Source organism: Glaciibacter sp. 2TAF33 (assembly GCF_052114945.1).
GTDB lineage: Bacteria > Actinomycetota > Actinomycetes > Actinomycetales > Microbacteriaceae > Cryobacterium.
Genome location: NZ_JBFRFS010000001.1, coordinates 128,694 through 147,602 on the forward strand (window position 1 = coordinate 128,694; position 18,909 = coordinate 147,602).

12 protein-coding genes are annotated in these 18,909 nt (G+C 68.3%); 9 read left to right on the top strand and 3 right to left on the bottom strand.

Features of this window, described 5'->3' with window-relative positions; translation table 11 throughout:
• Nucleotides 1–79: 79 nt before the first annotated feature.
• On the bottom strand, nucleotides 80–238 hold the full coding sequence (locus tag AB4Y94_RS00715) for a hypothetical protein (RefSeq protein WP_441723772.1): 159 nt from the start codon (nucleotides 236–238) through the stop codon (nucleotides 80–82).
• A gap of 132 nt (nucleotides 239–370) precedes the next feature.
• Between AB4Y94_RS00715 and AB4Y94_RS00720 the strand changes: the two genes are divergently transcribed.
• A complete protein-coding gene (locus AB4Y94_RS00720) occupies nucleotides 371–1,735 on the top strand; it encodes a DUF4192 family protein (protein ID WP_441723774.1) in 1,365 nt (454 codons plus the stop codon).
• 47 nt (nucleotides 1,736–1,782) lie between these two features.
• On the opposite strand, the gene AB4Y94_RS00725 is transcribed toward AB4Y94_RS00720, so the two are convergent.
• A complete protein-coding gene (locus tag AB4Y94_RS00725; RefSeq protein ID WP_441723775.1) occupies nucleotides 1,783–3,234 on the bottom strand; it encodes an aspartate aminotransferase family protein in 1,452 nt (483 codons plus the stop codon).
• A gap of 2 nt (nucleotides 3,235–3,236) precedes the next feature.
• On the bottom strand, nucleotides 3,237–3,716 hold the full coding sequence (locus AB4Y94_RS00730; RefSeq protein WP_441723777.1) for an Lrp/AsnC family transcriptional regulator: 480 nt from the start codon (nucleotides 3,714–3,716) through the stop codon (nucleotides 3,237–3,239).
• 209 nt (nucleotides 3,717–3,925) lie between these two features.
• On the opposite strand from AB4Y94_RS00730, the gene AB4Y94_RS00735 reads away from it, so the two are divergent.
• The 8 genes from AB4Y94_RS00735 to AB4Y94_RS00770 all read left to right on the top strand — a co-directional run bounded on the left by AB4Y94_RS00735 (nucleotide 3,926) and on the right by AB4Y94_RS00770 (nucleotide 18,758).
• Nucleotides 3,926–5,074 (top strand): FHA domain-containing protein, encoded by a 1,149-nt coding sequence (locus tag AB4Y94_RS00735; RefSeq protein ID WP_441723779.1) that lies wholly within the window; start codon nucleotides 3,926–3,928, stop codon nucleotides 5,072–5,074.
• A gap of 42 nt (nucleotides 5,075–5,116) precedes the next feature.
• Entirely contained in the window at nucleotides 5,117–5,935 is an 819-nt protein-coding gene (locus AB4Y94_RS00740; RefSeq protein WP_441723781.1) for a PP2C family protein-serine/threonine phosphatase, read from the top strand.
• A gap of 133 nt (nucleotides 5,936–6,068) precedes the next feature.
• The gene (locus tag AB4Y94_RS00745) at nucleotides 6,069–7,493 is read left to right on the top strand and encodes a serine/threonine-protein kinase (protein ID WP_441723783.1); all 1,425 of its coding nucleotides are present in this window, start codon (nucleotides 6,069–6,071) and stop codon (nucleotides 7,491–7,493) included.
• Nucleotides 7,490–13,366, top strand: coding sequence for an Ig-like domain-containing protein (locus AB4Y94_RS00750; protein ID WP_441723784.1), 5,877 nt, complete (start codon nucleotides 7,490–7,492; stop codon nucleotides 13,364–13,366). Before AB4Y94_RS00745 ends, AB4Y94_RS00750 begins: the two co-directional genes overlap by 4 nt.
• 49 nt (nucleotides 13,367–13,415) lie before the next feature.
• A complete protein-coding gene (locus AB4Y94_RS00755) occupies nucleotides 13,416–14,387 on the top strand; it encodes an AAA family ATPase (RefSeq protein ID WP_441724083.1) in 972 nt (323 codons plus the stop codon).
• Nucleotides 14,384–15,718, top strand: coding sequence for a DUF58 domain-containing protein (locus AB4Y94_RS00760; protein ID WP_441723786.1), 1,335 nt, complete (start codon nucleotides 14,384–14,386; stop codon nucleotides 15,716–15,718). Before AB4Y94_RS00755 ends, AB4Y94_RS00760 begins: the two co-directional genes overlap by 4 nt.
• Nucleotides 15,715–18,051, top strand: a complete 2,337-nt coding sequence (locus tag AB4Y94_RS00765; RefSeq protein WP_441723788.1) for a transglutaminase-like domain-containing protein — start codon at nucleotides 15,715–15,717, stop codon at nucleotides 18,049–18,051. The genes AB4Y94_RS00760 and AB4Y94_RS00765 overlap by 4 nt, the downstream gene beginning before the upstream one ends.
• Before the next feature lie 161 nt (nucleotides 18,052–18,212).
• Nucleotides 18,213–18,758, top strand: a complete 546-nt coding sequence (locus AB4Y94_RS00770; protein ID WP_441723790.1) for a hypothetical protein — start codon at nucleotides 18,213–18,215, stop codon at nucleotides 18,756–18,758.
• Nucleotides 18,759–18,909: the final 151 nt, after the last annotated feature.

Here is an 18,909-nt window from a genome sequence, read left to right on the forward strand (position 1 = left end):
CCGCACGTGTGACGCGCGCGCCCAGTGCCCGAGCCGCGCCAGGGTCACGGCAGGCTGGGACCGGTCAGTGCGGGACGGATCAGGCGTTGCGCCTGATCGAGCGCATGATGGCCGCGATGATGCCGATGACCAGCAGGATGATGCCGATCCACAGCATCCACTTCACGGCTTCGACGAACAGTCCGAGGAAGAGCCCGATCAGTCCGATAACGATGAGTACCACTGCAAGTGATGTCATGCCTTGCACCATACTCCCACTCCGCTCCCAGCAGAAGGCGTCGACTTTCCACAGGTCCGGAGCATCGGAAGTTGTCCACCGATCGCACTGATGTCGGATGCGGGCGGTCACCGGCGGTGCAGAGTGTGCTGCATGCAACCCGCAATTGTGAAAGCGAAGCAGGCACAGGACTTCCTCGCCCTGGTCCCGCAACTGGTCGGCTTCCTGCCGGAGAACAGCGTGGTGCTGGTCGCGTTCCGGGGGAACCGCACCTGTGGCGCCCTTCGGTTCAACCTCCCCGACCCGACCGCACCCGAGAAGGTGCACCGGCGGATCGCGACAACCCTCATCGGCATCGTGTGCAAGGTCAAGGGGGCGGATGCCGTGGTGCCGGTGGTCTACACGGACGACGCGTTCGCCGGCGCGGCCGACATTCCGCATCGGCTGTTCGCCGGTGTGCTTGCGGACAGGGCGCAACTCTCCGGGTTCCTGGTCAGGGACGTGCTCTGCGTTGCCGCCGACGGGTGGGGTTCCTACCTCGACCCGACGTGCCCCGCGCACGGCCACCCGCTGGACGAGATCGCCGCGTCGTGTGTTCTCGACTCGGTCCCCGACCGCCGGGCTCTCGCGACAGTGCACAGCGGCGCGGCTCTGCCTCGGGTGGACCCGGCCGTCAAGGAGAAATTCGCCCGGGTGTTCCGCCGGTACTCACGGCTGACGGAGTCACTCGGGCGTCCCGGCCTGGTCGAACTGGTGGACGCCATCCTCGACCCGGTGGAGACGGCGGAAGCTGCGCTGTGCTGGGACGCCGCTGAGCTTGAGCTTGACGCGGCTGCCGGGCTGCTTCACCTCGTGCAGGCGCCGGCTCATCGCGACCAGATGATGCTCCAGTTCGCATTCGGCCGGAGCATTGGCGAGGCGGCGCATGCGCTGAATCTGCGCTATTCGGCCATCCAGCGGATCACCGGCAAGAGCATGGATGAGATCGTTCAAGCTGAACACGACCGGGAGAACGCGCAGTTCTCGGCCGACGGGGCGGCAGAAACCGCTACCGATACTGATGCCGACCGCGGTGTCGATGTCGGTGTCGATGTCGGTGCCGATGTCGGTGCCGATCCCGAGGAGGACGCCTGGCCGGACAGTGCGGCGCGGACGCGGGCCACCAATGGGCTGGTCGCGGATCTGATGTTGGGCATGACCGAGCGCCGGCCTGACGTGGACCGCGTCGAACGGGCCATCGCGATTCTGAAAGCGGTCGTGGCGATGGCACCCAAGTCGGCGCGGCCGGCGCCGCTGTGCATGCTGGCCTGGCTCTCCTGGGCGCTCGGGCGCGGCTCAGTGGCCGGCATCTTCATCGACCAGGCGCTGGCCGTCGACAGCCGTTACAGTATGGCCGGTCTGCTCTGCACCCTGTTCGACTCCGGCCACCTGCCGGAGTGGGCATACGCCGCGCCCGAGTTCGAGAACGGCCCGGATGCGGGCAGGCGCACGGGTCCCGATGCCGGCGCGGTGAGGTGACTGCTGCGGCGAGAACTGGCGGCCACGAGAACTGCGGCCGGGTCCGGTTAGAAGTGGCTCGTGGCCTCCGAGAGCACCCCGTGCAGGATGTCGCCGATTTCGCGGATCTCGGCTGCGCCGATGGTCAGCGGGGGAGCGAGTTGCACCACGGGATCGCCGCGGTCGTCGGCACGGCAGTAGAGCCCTGCCTCGAACAGCGCCTTGGAGAGGAAGCCGCGTAAGAGGCGTTCAGACTCTTCGTCGTTGAACGTCTCCTTCGTTTCCTTGTCCTTGACCAGCTCGATGCCGAAGAAGTATCCGTCGCCGCGCACGTCGCCGACGATCGGGAGGTCAAGCAGCTTCTCCAGCTCGGCACGGAACAGCGGTGAATTCTCCCGCACGTTCTGGTTGAGCTTCTCCTCCTCGAAGATGTCGAGGTTGGCCAGGGCGACCGCGGCGGAGACCGGGTGCCCGCCGAACGTGTACCCGTGATAGAAGGCAGTGTCGCCGTGTTTGAACGGCTCGTAAATCCGGTCACTGATGATCGTGGCGCCGATCGGCGAGTACCCGCTGGTCATCCCCTTGGCGCAGGTGATCATGTCAGGCTGGAAACCGTACGTCGTGGACGCGAACATATTGCCGATGCGTCCGAAAGCGGTGATGACCTCGTCGGCCACCAGAAGCACGTCGTACTGGTCGCAGATTTCGCGCACCCGCTTGAAATAACCGGGCGGCGGCGGGAAGCACCCACCGGAGTTCTGCACCGGCTCCAGGAAGACAGCGGCCACGGTCTCCGGACCTTCGAACTGGATCATCTCCTCGATCCGGTTGGCGGCCCACAACCCGAACGCCTCCAGGTCGCCACCGAGCCCGGATCCCATTTCGTCGGCGCGGTAGAAGTTCGTGTTCGGTACCCGGAATCCGCCGGGGGTGACCGGCTCGAACATCTCCTTCATCGCCGGGATGCCGGTGATCGCCAGCGCGCCCTGCGGGGTGCCATGGTAGGCGACAGCGCGGGAGATGACCTTGTGCTTGGTCGGCCGACCCTGCAGCTTCCAGTAGTACTTCGCGAGCTTGAACGCGGTCTCAACCGCTTCGCCGCCGCCGGTGGAGAAGAACACCCGGTTGAGGTCCCCCGGGGCATACCCGGCCAGTCGGTCGGCGAGTTCGATCGCGTTCGGGTGCGCATATGACCAGATCGGGAAGAAGGCCAGCTCCTCGGCCTGCTTCGCTGCGACCTCGGCCAGCCGCTTACGGCCGTGCCCGGCGTTCACCACGAACAGCCCGCTCAGGCCGTCGATGTAACGCTTGCCCGTGGAGTCCCAGATGTGGTGTCCGTTGCCCGTGGTGATGATCGGCACGCCGGCGCCGGACTCCATCACCGATTGTCGGGCGAAGTGCATCCAGAGATGGTCTTTGGCTTTCTGCTGCATCGACGCGTTCTCGGCGTCGCTGTATCGGCGCGGGCCTGTTTCGGCCCCGGGTGCCGGGGTGGTCAGTGCGGGTTCTGAAATGGTCATTTCTATCGTGTTCCCCAGTTGTAGAGCTGTTTGTGGAGCTTGAGGTAGACAAACGTCTCGGTCGAGAGGACTCCCTCGAGATTGCGGATTTGCGAGTTCAGCAGGGCGATCAACTCGTCGTCGTCCTCGCAGACGACCTCGGCGAGCACGTCGAAGCTTCCGGCCGTGAGTACGACGTAGTCGACGGCGGGAATCGCGGCGAGCGTGTCCGCCAGGACCCGCGTGTCACCGGATGCGCGGATGCCGATCATCGCCTGGCGATAAAAGCCGAGCTGCATCGGGTCGGTGACGGCAACGACCTGCATCACTCCTGCGTCCGTCAGCTTTTGCACCCGCTGCCGCACGGCGGCCTCGCTGAGACCGACGGCCTTGCCGATCTCGGCGTAGGAGCGACGGCCGTCCACTTGCAGCTGTTCGATGATCTTTTTGGAGACCTCATCGAGTTGCACTCGTTTGGAGTTGTTGCGTAACGCTGCGCTCATGTATCGATTGTCGCAGCGAAAATGGGCCTCAGCAAGTGGATCCGTAGCATTCTGCCGGGAAAACCGCGGAATCCAAACCATTGCGCCGCCGAGCAGGCGCACCCGCACCCTTCGGGCGTGGTTTTGAACATGCCGGTTACGGTGAAGACTGGCGATGTACGTTCGATGACGAGCCGCGTCGCACGTGAACCAGATGTCAGGCACTAACCGTGGGAGGCAGCATGGCCCTGGGCCGGGTGGGATGCGCGATCGTGCCGGGTCGGGCGCCCGAGTGGACGTTCGTCGTCGGCCACGGGTTCATCGCCGCGGTTCCGGCCTCCACCTCCCCGCCGATCATCGCCTCACTGACCGAGTTGGTGGGCAGGCCCCAGGTTGAGATCGAGTCCGTCGTTTCCCTCCTTCCCCTCATCGGTGACGACGAGGTGGAGAGCTTCGTGGTCGCGGTGCCCGGCGTGGCCACCGGCTCCGACGGAATCCCGGTGTCGGCCGTCGTTCGCGGGGCGGCGGCAGCCGACGTCTTCTCGGTCGGCGGCTCCCGGCGATTCACCGACCGCGAGATCCGCCCCTGGCTGCTGGCCGACTTCCAGGCCGTGACCGGGATCGTATTCGGCTCGCGCCAGGTCACCATGGTGCCGGCCGACCTTCTCGAGTCCGGCACTCCAATCGGAATCGGAGCCGTGCCGGGGCACACGCTGTTCTGGTCCATCTCCTCCGAGGCGCCGCCCGCGACCCCGCCCGCCGCGGCGCAGCTTGACGGTGTCGACGACACCGTCCTGCGGGCTCCGCGCTCGGCCGGCTTCCCCGATGCCGATGCCGACACCATCCTCCGGGCCCGGCCCGCAGGCGGCGGCCGCGCGGCCGCCGCCACCGGCGCCACCGGCCAGGAGTTCACTGACGACACCATCATCCGCGCCCGGCCGGCCGTGGACGAGACGGTGCTGACCCATCATCGGGTTCGTGACGTCGCCCCGACCATGACTCCGGCGGTTCCCGAAGCCCCGGTCCCGGAACTACCGCGTTACGGCTTCCGGGTCGGCGGGGAGGACCGCCGCCTCGATACCGTCTACTATGTTGGCCGCCGCCCGAGCCTGCCGCGCGGCACCGGGAGCCGCCTGCCACGGCTCGTCACCGTGCGCTCCTCCACCTCGGCTGTCTCCGGCACCCACCTCGAGATCCGGCAGGAAGGCGACTCGGTTGTCGTCACCGACCTCGGCTCAACCAATGGCACGACGGTGACGTCGCCGCTGGGAAAGAAGGAACGGATGCGCCGCGGCGCCTCGCTGGCGGTGGTGCCCGGTACGAAGGTCGACATCGGGGACGGTAATATCATCGAGATCCTCCCGGTCAGCGGGCACTGAGTGTGGGGTTCACCGCGTGCCAAGAACCGGAAGGCCCCATCCGTGACCCACATTGGTCAAGATTCGACCAGCTTCACGGCGACGCTGCCGTCTGGCGACACTGTCACGCTGGCGTGGTCCGGAAAGACTGACGTCGGTCACCGACGGGAAGTGAACGAGGACAGCCTCGTCCTCGCATTCCCGGTTTTCGCAGTCGCCGACGGGATGGGCGGCCACTCCGCCGGTGACGTGGCCAGCAGAGCGGTCGTGACCCGGCTGGCCGAAAACGCCGGGGCGAGCGCCATCGACGCTGAAGCCATCGACGGTTCACTCAGCCTGGCGGTCGAGGACATGGCCAGCGGTGCCGGCGTCACCGACCTCGGCACCGGCACCACCGTGACCGGGGCGGCATTGGCTGTCGTCTCCGGCGTGCCGCAGTGGATCGTCTTCAACATCGGGGACTCCCGGGTCTACCAGTTGACCTCGGGCGTGCTCGAGCAGTTGACCATCGACCACTCCGTCGTGCAGGAGATGGTCGACGCCGGCCGCATCACGCGCGAGGAAGCCGACGTCCACCCCCACGGCAACGTGATCACCCGTGCGGTCGGGTTCCACGAACCCCCGATCCCGGACTATCGGATCCTGCCGGCCCGGCCCGGAATGCGGCTGCTGATCTGCTCGGACGGGCTCACCAAGGAACTCACGCCGTATGGCATCCGTCATTTCCTGCTATCGAACCCGCGGCCGGAGGCGGCGGCGCGCGCGCTCGTCGAGGCGGCACTGGACAACGGCGGTCGCGACAACGTGACGGTGATCGTGGTCGACGTGCTTGCACTCAACGGCGAGGCGGCAACGCCCCCCGACTTGGGGGTAGCCCGCTGACGTAAACCGCGGCGTCAGGCGGTAATGCGGCGATTCCGCTGCCTAGACTTGTGAGACGCCCGTCGCTAAACCCGTTTCGGCGAGCGTTCACCACACCGTACGAAAACCGGTCATGAGCAAGCGGGAGGCGAAAATGGCACGGCGGCTGCCTTCACCACCCCCGAACCTCCCCGGGTTCTCCTACGTACGTGCCCTGGGCTCCGGCGGATTCGCCGATGTGTTCCTGTTCGAACAGAACATGCCCCGCCGCCAGGTTGCCGTGAAGGTGCTGCTTTCCGAGGTCGTCAACGACCAGGTGCGGCAACTGTTCCAGGCCGAAGCGAACCTGATGGCGCAGTTGAGCTCACACCCGTCGATCCTCACCGTCTTTTCGGCCAGCGTCTCCAGCGACGGACGGCCGTTCATGGTGATGGAGTACTGCTCCTCCACGTTGAGCCAGCGCTACCGGGCCGAGCCGCTGGCGGTACCCGACGTGCTGCGCATCGGCATCCGCATCGCCAGCGCGGTCGAGACCGCGCACCGCGCCGGCGTTCTGCACCGTGACATCAAGCCGTCCAACATCCTGATCACCGCCTACGGCCACCCTGTCCTCTCTGACTTCGGCATCGCCGCCACCGTGGGGGACGCCGAGAGAGCGGATGCCGTCGGCCTCTCGATCCCGTGGTCCGCTCCCGAGGTGCTGCTCGACGAGGTGTCGGGCACCATCGCATCCGAGGTGTGGTCGTTGGGGGCGACGCTGTACTCGCTGCTGGCGGGACGTTCCCCGTTCGAGCAGCCGGGCACAGACAACAGTTCCGCGGAGCTGATGGGGCGTATCAGCAAGGCAAAGGTGCCGATGATCGGCCGGGCGGATGTTCCTCCGCGCCTCGAGTTGATCCTGGCCAGGTCGATGTCGCGCCGCCCCGAGGCACGCCAGGGCAGTGTGCTCGAGTTGATCAGGGAACTGCAGTCGGTGGAAGCCGACCTCGGTTTCGCCCAGACCCCGCTCGAAGTGGCGATGGACGACTGGGCCACCGGCTCGTTGTCCGACCTCGACGACAAGACCCGCATCTCCAGTGTGAGCCTGGTCGACCCGCAGCCGGGCCGGCGGCGTCGCCGCCCCCAGCCGACGACCGAGTTCAGCCGGTCAGGGACGTACCCCTCCGAGAGCAAGGGGCTGCACAACTCGATGACCCGGATCCAGCCCCGGCGGCGCCCCACGGCGCTGGTCTGGGGGCTGGTGGCGGCCTCGGTGGTTGTGGTCGGGCTGGCCGGCACGGGAGTGACCCTCCTCGCCCGCCAGGCCGCCTCTGGCATCCCCACGGTCACGAACATCGAGGGCGCCGAGCGGAACGGCACCGTGGTCTTCAACTGGAACGACCCGGGCATCCGCGACACCGACAGTTATGTCGTCTCCACCCGCGGCGGGGAAAAGAGCATCCAGCGGGGCACCGAATTCAGTGTCGACCCGCAGGGGGAGTCCCAGGTCTGCCTCACCGTCACCGTGAACCGCGAGGGAAAGACCGGCGCGCCCAGCGGTGAGAAATGCGTTGACGTTGCCGACGGGGGCGGATCGTGATCCGGCGCTGGGTCACCGCCCACCGGTCTGTCGTCGCCACCGCGACCAGCGGCACGGTGATCGCGGCGCTGATCGCCACGATCGCCGTCGTGTCCGGGGGGTACACCGCGCAGCGGCTTGACCTCGGAGATGCGGCGGTGTGGGTGACGAACCAGCAGCGCCAAGTCGTGGGGCGGGCCAATACCGCCGTGCATGAACTGAACACGGTCGTGGGAGCCGGAGGCTCCAACATCGACCTGGTGCAGGACGGCGCGAACGTGCTGGTGGTCGACCGTGGCAACAGCTCCCTCGGCATCATGGACCCGGCAACGGCGAAGATCACCGAGAACGTTCCGCTGCCACCCGAGAGCCCGGCGGTCTACCTCGGCCCGAACCGCGCCGTCATCGCCTCCAACGGTGACATGTGGAGCCTTCCCGTCGACCAGCTCCCCAGCTTCGACAGCCTGGCCAAGCCCGCCCTGTCGCTCGGTACCGGCTCGGTTTCGAGCATGGACGCGTCCGGGGTCTATTACTCGTTCTCCCCGGCCACCGGCGACCTGTCCCGGGTTGACACCGCCACCGGAGACGCGGTGGTGAGCACGACGACGGTGAAGGCCGGCGCTCCCGACGACACCTACCAGCTGACCAGCGTCGCGGGGCGGTGGGCCCTGCTCAACCGATCCAGCAGCCACCTGTTCCTGGCCGGATCGAACATCGGCCTGTCCGGCTTGATCGGTGACGAAAGCACCGCGGTACTGCAGGGCGCCGATACCGCAGGCGACCGGGTACTCATCGCGCACCGGGGGGGCCTGGTGGCTGTGCCAGTGTCCGGAGGAACGGCACGGGAACTCGTCACCGGCAGGGCCGGGGTGCCGGCGGCGCCGACCACGGTCGGCAACTGCTCCTTTGCCGCGTGGGGGGACGGCACCGTGTGGCGCTCCTGCGGCCAGGACCGGGCCGGCACGACGACGACGCTTGCCGGTCTCGCCGGGGACGCACGACTGGAGTTCCGGCGCAACGGAACCGGCCTGCTGCTCAACGACGCGCAGGGCGGCGCGGCCTGGGCGGTCCAGCAGGACAACGAATTGATCAACAACTGGGCAGAACTGATCGACTCTGTACAGGACCAGCAAGTGGTCGAGGACAACAAGGATGACTCGCCGCCCGAATTCGAGAAGACCCAGGTGCCGCCCGTCGCCGTCGACGACGACTTCGGTGCCCGGCCGGGACGCTCGGTCATCCTGCCGGTCCTGTTGAACGACTACGACCCCAACGGCGACGTGCTGGTGATCACCGACTTCGACGCGCTGCCCGTCGACCAGGGCAGGCTCGACCTGGTCGGCAACAACCAGCAGGTGCGCCTCACCCTGCCGGCGGCTGCCTCGGGGCGACTCAGTTTCGGCTACACCGTCAGCGACGGCCGCGGCGGGAGCGCCTCGGCGACCGCCGTTGTCACGATTCGCACGGCGGATGAGAACTCGCCGCCCGCGCAGATGCGCGTGACCCGCGCGACCGTACAGGCCGGCGGCCGAGTCACCACCGAAGTGCTCGGCGACTGGGTCGACCCGGACTCCGACCCGTTCTACCTCACCGCGGCCATCGCTGCGGCCCCGGACTCAGCGGGATTCACACCTGACGGCTCAGTGGTCTACACCGACGCCGGTGGTGGCGGCGACCTCAAGCAGGTCGGGCTCATCGCGTCAGACGGCCGGGCCGAGGGATCCGGCAGCCTGTCGGTCACCGTCCGGCCTTCCGGCTCGGTGCCGATCATCGCCGAGTCGTTCGTCGTCCTGGCTTCCGCCGGCAGCGAAGTGACCGTGTCACCGCTCGGTCACGTGCGCGGCGGATCGGCGGCACTGCGCCTGAGCAGCGTCCCCTCCAAACCCGATGTGGCGATCACCCCCGACTTCGACGGCGGCACGTTCCGCTTCACCAGCAACACCGTCGGCACCCATTACATCGACTACGCCGTGACCGACGGGCAGATCACGGCGACGGGGTACGTGCGCGTGGATGTCACCGCGGTGAGCGACGCCAACCTCAAACCAGTCACGGTGCCGCACACGGCCTTCGTGCGCGGACAGCGCGCATCCGTTGTCGACGTGCTCGCCACGGACCGCGACCCGGCGGGCGGCGTGCTGCTCGTGACCGGGACGATGAACGTGCCGACAGAGAGCGGGCTGCGGGTGGAGATCCTGGACCAGCGGACCCTGCGGCTCACGCTGACCCGTCCGCTGGAGAACAGTTCCGTCGAGTTCAACTACCGGGTCAGCAACGGGCTCTCTGAGGCGGACGGGACCGTCACGGTGATCGAGCTGCCCGAGCCTCTGCGGAAACAGGCGCCGGTCGCCTCAGCAGACGCGGTCTCGGTGCGGGTCGGTGACGCAATCAGCATCCCGGTGCTGGCCAATGATGAACACCCGGACGGCGACCCGCTCACCCTGAACCCGAAGCTCGCGACACCGCTGCCGACCGGCTCCGGGCTGCTCTTCGCCGCGGACAACGAATTGCGTTACCTCGCGCCATCGCACCCCGGCAATTTCACCGCGGTCTACCAGGTGGACGCGCCGGACGGCCAGTTCGCCAGCGCCCAGGTCAGTATCAGCGTGCGGGAAGCGGATGCGGAATCGAACAATCCGCCGGTTCCGAAAACGGTGGTGGCGCGCGTGCTCGCCGGCGACTCCGTGCGCATTCCGATCCCCTTGACGGGGATCGACCCCGACGGCGACTCTGTGCAGTTGCTCGGCCAGGAGACGAACCCTGAGAAGGGGTCCGTCACGCTGGTCCGCTCCGACTCGATCGAGTACCGCTCAGGCGACTATTCCGCAGGAACCGACACCTTCACCTACTCGGTGATCGACGCCCTCGGCGCGCGGGCGACGGGAACCGTGCGGGTCGGCATCAGCCCTCGCCTCGACGGCGCCCGCAACCCCGTCGCCGTCGAGGACGAAGTGACAGCGCGCCCCGGCGGAACAGTGTCGGTGCGAGTGCTCGCCAATGACTCTGACCCGGACGGGAGCCCGCTCAGCGTCATCGACGTCACTCCCACCGGGAAGGAGGGTGCAGCGAAGATCGACGGTGACCTGGTTGTCGTCACCGCGCCCAAGGTGGAGGGCCGCTACGGGTTCATCTACGAGATCCAGAACACACGCGGGGGAACCAGCTCCAACTTCCTCACCATCGTCGTCAGGGAGGATGCGCCACTGTCGCGCCCCGACGCGCGCGACTCAGTGCTCAGCCTCTCCGACATCCTCGGTCGGAAGACCATCGACGTCGACGTGCTCGCAAACGTGTTCTTCGCCGACAGCTCGGCGCGAGCGCTGGGACTGTCCGTCCTGCCCGGTTACGCGGCGAACGCCCAGGTCACCAGCACCAAGCGGATACGGGTGACGATCGCCGACAACAGCCAGATCATCCCGTTCGCCGTCACGCACCCCGACGACAGGTCCGTGGTCTCGTACGCCCTCATCTGGGTCCCCGGGTTCAACGACGCCCTGCCGCAGCTCCGGAAGGGCGCGCCGAAGCTGTCCGTGTCGAGCGAGTCGACACTGGCGATCGACATCAACAAGTACGTGGTCGCGGTCGGCGACAAGAAGGTCAGGCTGACCGATGAGAGCACGGTGCGGGCGACGCATGCTGACGGGGCGAAGCTGGTGACGGATGCCGGCACGCTCGCGTTCACCAGTGCCGACAAGTACTTCGGCCCGGCGTCGATCTCCTTCGAAGTCACCGATGGCCTGTCGGCAACCGACCCCAACGGCCGGACGGCGACCATCGTGCTGCCCATCGACGTGACGCCCCGGCTGAACCAGCCGCCCAGCTTCGACGGCGCCGTGATCGACTTCGAACCGGCCCAGAGCAAGGTCATCGACCTGCTGAAACTGACGACCTACCCTTATCCAGACGACCAGCGGGAACTCACCTACTCCGTGCTGGAGCCGCTGCCCACCGGATTCACCTGGTCGCAGAATGGCCAGCAGCTGACGATCACGGCAAATGAGTCCACCGCCAAGGGCACCCAGAGTGCGCTGACCATCGGGGTGAGGGATGGAATCAACCCGGGTCGCGCAGGTCGCATCGAGATGCGGGTCGTGGCCTCGACCCGGCCGTTGGCGGCCCCCGCAGCCGACGCGGCCATCGCCCCACGCGGCACAACCACCACGGTCGACGTGCTCGCCAACGACTCGGCGACGAACCCGTTCCCCGCGGTTCCGTTGACCGTGCTCGCCGTGCGGGGCCTCGACAGCGCCGGGTTGCCGGCCGGAGTCTCGATCACCCCGAGCGCGGACAAGAGCACGTTGTCGGTGAGGGTCGCAGCTGACGCGGCACCGGTGGACACCAACCTGCAGTACCAGGTGGCGGATGCCACGGGTGACCCGGAACGGTACGCCTGGGGGACGGTACGAATCTCGGTCCAGGACAAGCCGGACCCGGTGTCCAACGTTCGGGTGACCCGATTCGGAGACAAGACACTTTCCGTGACCTTCAACCCGGGGGCGGCGAACAACTCGCCGATCAGCGGATATCAGGTCACGTTGCTGAACACCGCGGGCAACCCGGTCGGCACGACGACGTGCCAGGCCACCGCGTGCGATGTCGCAACGCCCGGCAACGGCCAGGCCAATGCCGTCAGGGTGTCGGTGGCGGCCCAGAACGGCATCGGGCTGTCAGCACCGAGCGCGCTGGCCGACCCGGTCTGGTCCGATGTCGTGCCCGTCGCGCCGACGGGGCTGGCCGCGGCTCCCCTGGACGGGGCGTTGCGTCTGAGCTGGAAGCCGGTTGGCGCGGCAGGCGGCGGCAGCCCCGTCCGCGGCTATGTCGTCACCGTCGGCGGAAACCAGCTGAGCGAGGTCAGCGCCACCGGACCGGCGTGCTCTGCGGCATCCTGCAGCATCGACGTGCCCGGCCTGGCAAACGGTGTCGACACGACATACACGGTGAGTGCGCGGAACGAGGCCTACGCGGCGTTGTCGGCGTGGAACAGTTCACAAGGCACCGGCCGTCCGTTCGGCCCGCCACGCCCCGGCGGCCTCACGGCGACCGGGACGGACTCCACCGGCACGGTGACTGTCGCCTGGGATGCGTTCGACGGTCAGGGGGACCCGATCCTCGGCTATTTCGTCCAGCGGTTGGGCAACGGCACCGTCCCGACCGGCGCGCAGGCCTGCAGTGTGACCAGTCCGGCACCAGGGACGGTGAACCCGCCGCGCGCGGGAGGCACCGTGCAGGACCAGCAGAACGTCGCTGCCGGAGCGACCTCAGCGGTCTTCGACAATCTCACGGACCCGAACGCGACGTACTCGTTCGTGGTGTGGGGTTACAACCGCGCCGGCTGCGCGGTGTCCGCTGTCGCGTCGGTGCTGATGCGCCCGGCACCCGGACCCGTGACCGACGTGGCCGGCGGCATGACCCAGCGCGGCGACGCGACGAACGCCGCCTGGGACTACCAGGTCACCGGTATCAGCCCGAACTTCCACCACTACCTGCTCCGCGCCAAGGGCGACACCGGTGACGGCGTGGCGTTCTCCGCCGGCGCGTGGCCGCGCGAGGTCCTCGGCGGGGCGTTCGGCAGCACCGTCGCATTCGAAGTGCGGGGCTGCACCGCGTGGGATGCCTGCGGACCATGGTTCGGCAAGGCGGCGCCAGAACCGTCCCTGACGTTCACGATGACGGGACTTCTCTACGACGCGGGGACCGGCATCTTCGCCTGGACGAACGGACCGGCGAACGGCGCCCTCGCGGCCGGCTATAAGTGCTTCGCCGACGCCGACCCGGCCGCTCTCGGTACCGCAACCGATCCGGAGCGGGCGTGCAGCATTCCCACGGCACCCACCACCGGCCCGGTGCACCTCGTGGTGACCGTCAACGGCCACGATTTCACCTACGACAAATGAGCCGGATTGCCTGATGACCCTGACTGCCTTGACTGAAAGCGAACGCGACATGACGATGACCCCTGAGCAGGCCACCCAGTTCGCTGCCGTCTTCGACCGTATGGTGCAGGGGGTCGAAGAGGTGCTGCTCGGCAAGCAGCAGGTCATCCGGCTGACGTTCATCGCGCTGCTCAGTGAAGGCCACCTTCTGCTGGAAGACGTACCCGGCACCGGCAAGACTTCGCTGGCGCGCGCCCTCGCGCAGAGCGTGCGAGGCACCAGCAACCGGGTGCAGTTCACGCCCGACCTGCTGCCCGGCGACATCACCGGGGTCAGCATCTACGACCAGCGGAGTGGCGCGTTCGAGTTCCACCGCGGACCGGTGTTCTCCAACATCGTCCTCGCCGACGAGATCAACCGGGCCAGCCCGAAAACCCAGGCGGCGCTGCTCGAGGTGATGGAGGAGGGCCAGGTGACCGCCGACGGCGTCACCCACCCGGTGGCCGCGCCGTTCATGGTGATCGCCACCCAGAACCCGATCGAACAGGCGGGCACCTACCGGCTGCCGGAGGCGCAGCTGGACCGGTTCATCATGAAGTCATCGATCGGCTACCCCGACCACGCCTCCACCATGCGCATCCTGGAGGGCGCCGGGCATCGCGCTCACGAGGTGACCGTGCCCGCCGTCGTCTCCGCGGCATCCGTCATCGAACTGGCAACCCTTGCCCGCACTGTCTTCGTCGACGCCACCATCAACGACTATGTCTCCCGCATCGTCGACGCCACCCGCAACGCCCGCGAGGTGCGGCTCGGTGCCAGCGTGCGCGGCGCACTCGCGCTGATCCGCACCGCAAAGACTCTGGCGGCCGCGTCAGGCCGGCACTACGTGATCCCGGACGATGTGAAGACGCTTGCCGAACCGGTGCTCGCCCACCGCCTGCTGCTCGACGCGGAAGCCGAGTTCGAGGGCGTCACCCCGTCGAGCGTCATCGCGCAGATCCTGATCGAGACGCCACCACCGAGCGACAGGCCGGCCGTGTGACCCAGGCAGCAGGCATCGAAACCACGGCACCGGGCCGCAGTCGTTTCCCGCCCCCCGATGAGGGGGTCCTCTCCGACGCCATCATCTGGACCGTGCGCGCCTTCCGCACGGTGCGTAGCGGAGCCGGGAGCCTCGCCGCCGGAATCGGATCGGTGGTCACGCCCCTCGGCTGGTGCATGCTGGCCACGGTCACCGCGTCGTTCGTGGCCGGCTACGCGCTGGGCTGGAGTGAACTGGTCGCGATCGCCTGGGCGGGGCTGGTCCTCGTCGGCGCGACCCTGTTCTACCTCATCGGGCGGAACGCCCACCAGATCAGCCTCGCCATGCCGGTCACCCGGGTCGTTGCCGGCGGCCGGGTTCCCGGCCAGGTGCAGCTGGAAAACCCGACCCGGCGCCGGTTGCCCGGCGTCAACGTTGAGGTGCCGGTCGGCGAGGGGATCGCGGAATTCGCGATGCCCAGCCTGGCCGGGGCGTCCAGTTTCCAGGACGTGTTCGTCGTGCCTGCCCGGCACCGCGGGGTGATCCCGGTGGGGCCGGTGCGCACCGTGCGCGGAGACCCGATCGGCCTGTTCCGTAAGGAACTGGTGTGGGCGCAGCAGATCGACCTGTTCGTGCATCCCCGCACCATCTCGATTCCGAGCATGAGCACCGGCTTCATCCGCGACCTGGAAGGCAACCCGACCAGGGACCTGACCAACAGCGACGTCTCGTTCCACGCCCTCCGCGAGTACGTGCCCGGAGACGAACGCCGCACCATCCACTGGAAGAGCACGGCCAAGACGGGCACCTACATGGTGCGCCAGTTCGAAGAATCCCGCCGCAGCCACCTCATGGTGGCGCTGAGCCTCTGCGAGTCCGACTACGCGACGGATGACGAGTTCGAGATGGCGGTGAGCGTGGCCGGGTCGCTCGGCGTGCGTGCCATCCGCGATGCCCGCACCGTCTCGGTGGTGGCCAGCGAGGTCACCCCCGAATTCGCCCGGCGACAGGTTTTCGCACTCCGGGAACTCAGCACCATCACCCGCACCCGGCTGCTCGACGACCTGAGCACCGTGGAACTCGCATCAGCTGCCCTGCCGATGACCGAGCTGGCCAAGGTCGCGGCGGAGAGCGTCGGCGGGATCTCGGTGGCGTTCCTGGTCTGCGGCTCGGCGGTCACCCTGGCCCAACTGCGTGCCGCGTCCAGCAAGTTCCCGGTCGGTGTCGACGTCGTCGCGGTGATCTGCGACCCTGAAGTGGTGCCGAGCCTCCGTCGGGTCGCTGAGCTCAGCGTGCTGACCATCGGATTCCTCGAAGACCTGCAGAAGAGCCTGGCGAGGTCGGCAGCGTGAGCATTCAGGCGGCACGGCAGGCGAAACCGGCCGTGCGCCGGCGGGCCGGCTTCGTGGCCGGGAACGTGCTCGGCCTCGCGGCGACGACCGCCGCCGCCGCGGCAACGTTGTGGCCGGTGTACCAGAGCACCGATTATCTGGTGCTGGTTGCCGCCACGTTCGGGCTGGGCGCACTGGTCGCCCTGCTCGGGGCGTTCTTCCGCTGGCCGTCGTGGGCGCTCATGGTCGCCATCATCGTCGTGTACTTCGCCGCGGGCGTTCCGCTGGCCATCCCGGGGCGTGCCGTTGCGGGGCTGCTCCCCACCACCGGGGGGCTGCTCGAACTGGTGACGGCCGCGGCGCTGAGCTGGAAGCAGCTGGTGACGATCGTGCTGCCGGTCGGCGCGTACCAGTCGCTGCTCGTCCCGGCTTTCATCCTGGTGCTCATCTCGACCGTCGTCGGCCTTTCCGTCGCGCTGCGGGCCCGGCGGGGCGAATTGGCCGTCCTCGCGCCGATCGCGCTGTTCCTGGCCGGGATCGCGCTCGGTGCGAGCTCAGCCAACTCGCCGATCGAAGTCGGCCTTGGCCTGTTCACAACCGTGCTGTTCTGGCTGCTCTGGTTGCGCTGGCAGCGCCGCCGGCAGGCGGTGCGCCTGGTGGCGCAGCAGTCGCGCGCCACGATCGAGTCCCGGTCGGACCGGCACCTGGGCGCCGCGAGGGGTCTCGTCGGCGCCGCGGTGATCATCGCCATCGCCATCGCGGCCGGGGGAGTGGCGGCGATCGCCAGCCCCGCGTCTGGTCCCCGCGACGTGCTGCGCTCGGCGGTGCAACAACCGTTCAACCCCCGCGACTACCCGAGCCCGCTGAGCGCGTTCCGGAGCTACCTTCAGCCGGAGCGGAGCGCAGAGCCGATGTTGACCGTCGAGGGGCTGCCGGTCGGCGGACGGATCCGCATCGCGACGCTCGACAGCTACGACGGCGTTGTCTACTCCGTCGGAAGCGAGGACGTCTCAAGCGCGTCCGGGTCGTTCACCCGGTTGCCGTATCGACTCGACCAGGACACGGTCAGCGGTGACCAGGCCACGCTCGACGTCACGGTCAAGGGCTACACCGGGGTGTGGGTGCCGGGCGTCGGCCAGCTCGAACGCATCACCTTCCTGGGCGACACGGCGACGGCGCGAGCCGATTCGTTCTTCTACAACGACAACAGCGGGACGGGTGCCGTGCTCGGTGGGTTGCGGCCGGGGGATCGTTTCCGTGCCGAATCCGTCGTGCCGCCGGCGGCAGACGACGTGGCGAAGCTTGAACCCGGCAACCACGCGCTCCCCGCGATCGGCGTGGTCCCGGACGGGCTGGCCCAGGCCCTGGACAGCTGGGTGAAAGCCGATGATCCGCCCGGACAGCAACTGAAAGACATGCTCGACGGGCTGAAGGCGGAGGGCTACATCAGCCACGGGATCGCGCCCGATGAGCCGGTCAGTCGTTCCGGCCACGGAGCCGACCGGATCGCCCAACTGTTCTCCGACCGCCCGATGCTCGGCGACCAGGAACAGTACGCGGTCGCGGCAGCGCTGCTCGCCCGGCAGATCGGCTTTCCGGCGCGAGTCGTACTCGGCTTCGTTCCCGCCCGTGCCGCCGACGGCACCCCGGTCACCGTCGTCGGCGCCGACATCTCAGCCTGGATCGAGGTGGAGACCAGTGCCGGCTCGTGGGTCAGCCTCGACCCGAACCCGGCCGTTCGCGACATTCCAGCGCAGCTCCCCGACGAGCCGACCGTCGTGTCCCGGCCGCAGTCCGTCGTTCCGCCGCCCGTTCCCGACACCACCCAGCAGCGCGACCTGACCCCGCCCGACAGCACCCAGGACGACCCGCCGAAACCGCTGGACCCCGTCACGGCGTTCCTCCTCGCCGCGCTGGCTGTGACGGGCTGGACCCTCCTGGGATTGGCGCTCGTGGTGTCACCGTTCCTGGCCATCATCGTTGCCAAGGTCCGGCGGCGCAGGCTCCGTGTCACGGCGGCCTCATCCATCGACCGCATCACCGGCGGCTGGCGAGAGTTCGCCGACAGTGTTGTCGACTATGGTCTGGACGTGCCCCCGGCGGCCACCCGCACCGAACTGGCGGAGTCGGTGGGCGGCATACGTCCGCTGGTGCTGGCATCCGTCGTCGACCGCGCCATGTTCGCGCCGGCGGAACCCAGCCGGGCTGACGCCGACTCCGTGTGGGCCGATGTTCGCGAACTACGGGTGTCCCTCGCGTCGGGACGCAACCGGAGGCAGCGGCTGAAGGCGCTGATCTCGCTCCGATCGTTCGGTCGGTACGCTGGAACCGGAAGAAAGGGAGCCGTCTCGTGAACTGCCGGATCTGTGGGGCGCCGCTTCTCGCGGGGGCCATGTTCTGCGGCGAATGCGGCAGCTCCACCACGGCGACCGCTCGGACCCGCAAGCGACCGGATCCGCGGCCCTCTGACACCACGATCATCCAACCGCTGCCGCCTTCGTCCCACATCATTTCGGTGCCGGTGAACGTGCCGGTGAACGTGCCGGTGAACGTGCCGGTGAACGTGCCGGCGGAGCTGCCGGTCGTGGGGGAGCCCGCTGCGGCGGTCGAGCCCCCACCGGTGCGGCCTGACGAGGCGGTTACGCGCGTCGAAGGGCGGGCGTTCTCTCCCGGTCCCCGGCACGCCGGGCCGAGCGAGCCGGCCGCCGCGCCTCGCCCACCGGCCGAGGCGCTCCGGGCGCGCTTCCTGTTCCAGTTCAGCACCGGCGAGACCGTGTCGGTGCAGGGATCCGGCCTGGTCGGGCGCCGGCCGCTGCCGCAGCCGTCCGAGTTCTTCGACCACCTCATCCAGATCAACGATGTGGGCATGTCCGTGTCAAAGAGTCACCTGGAGTTCGGGCAGCACAACGGAGAACTGTGGGTCAGTGACCGGTTCTCCGGCAACGGCACCATCATCCGTCGGCCCGGCGAGTCGCCCCTGCGCTGTGAACCAGGCCGGCGGTACCTGGTGCCACGCCAGTCCCGTGTCGAGATCGCGGAGCAGTTCTTCGTCGTCTCCTAGACGCCGCGCCGAGCCGCGGCCGCCGCCCCGGACGCGCAACGTTCCCTGCGCCGCGGCCGAGTCCGAGCGCCACCCCCTTTCCACCGGATACTCCTCCACAGGCGCGGGTCGGGCCTGTTCGTGCACTGATTGCTCCGCATTCGCGCCGCGC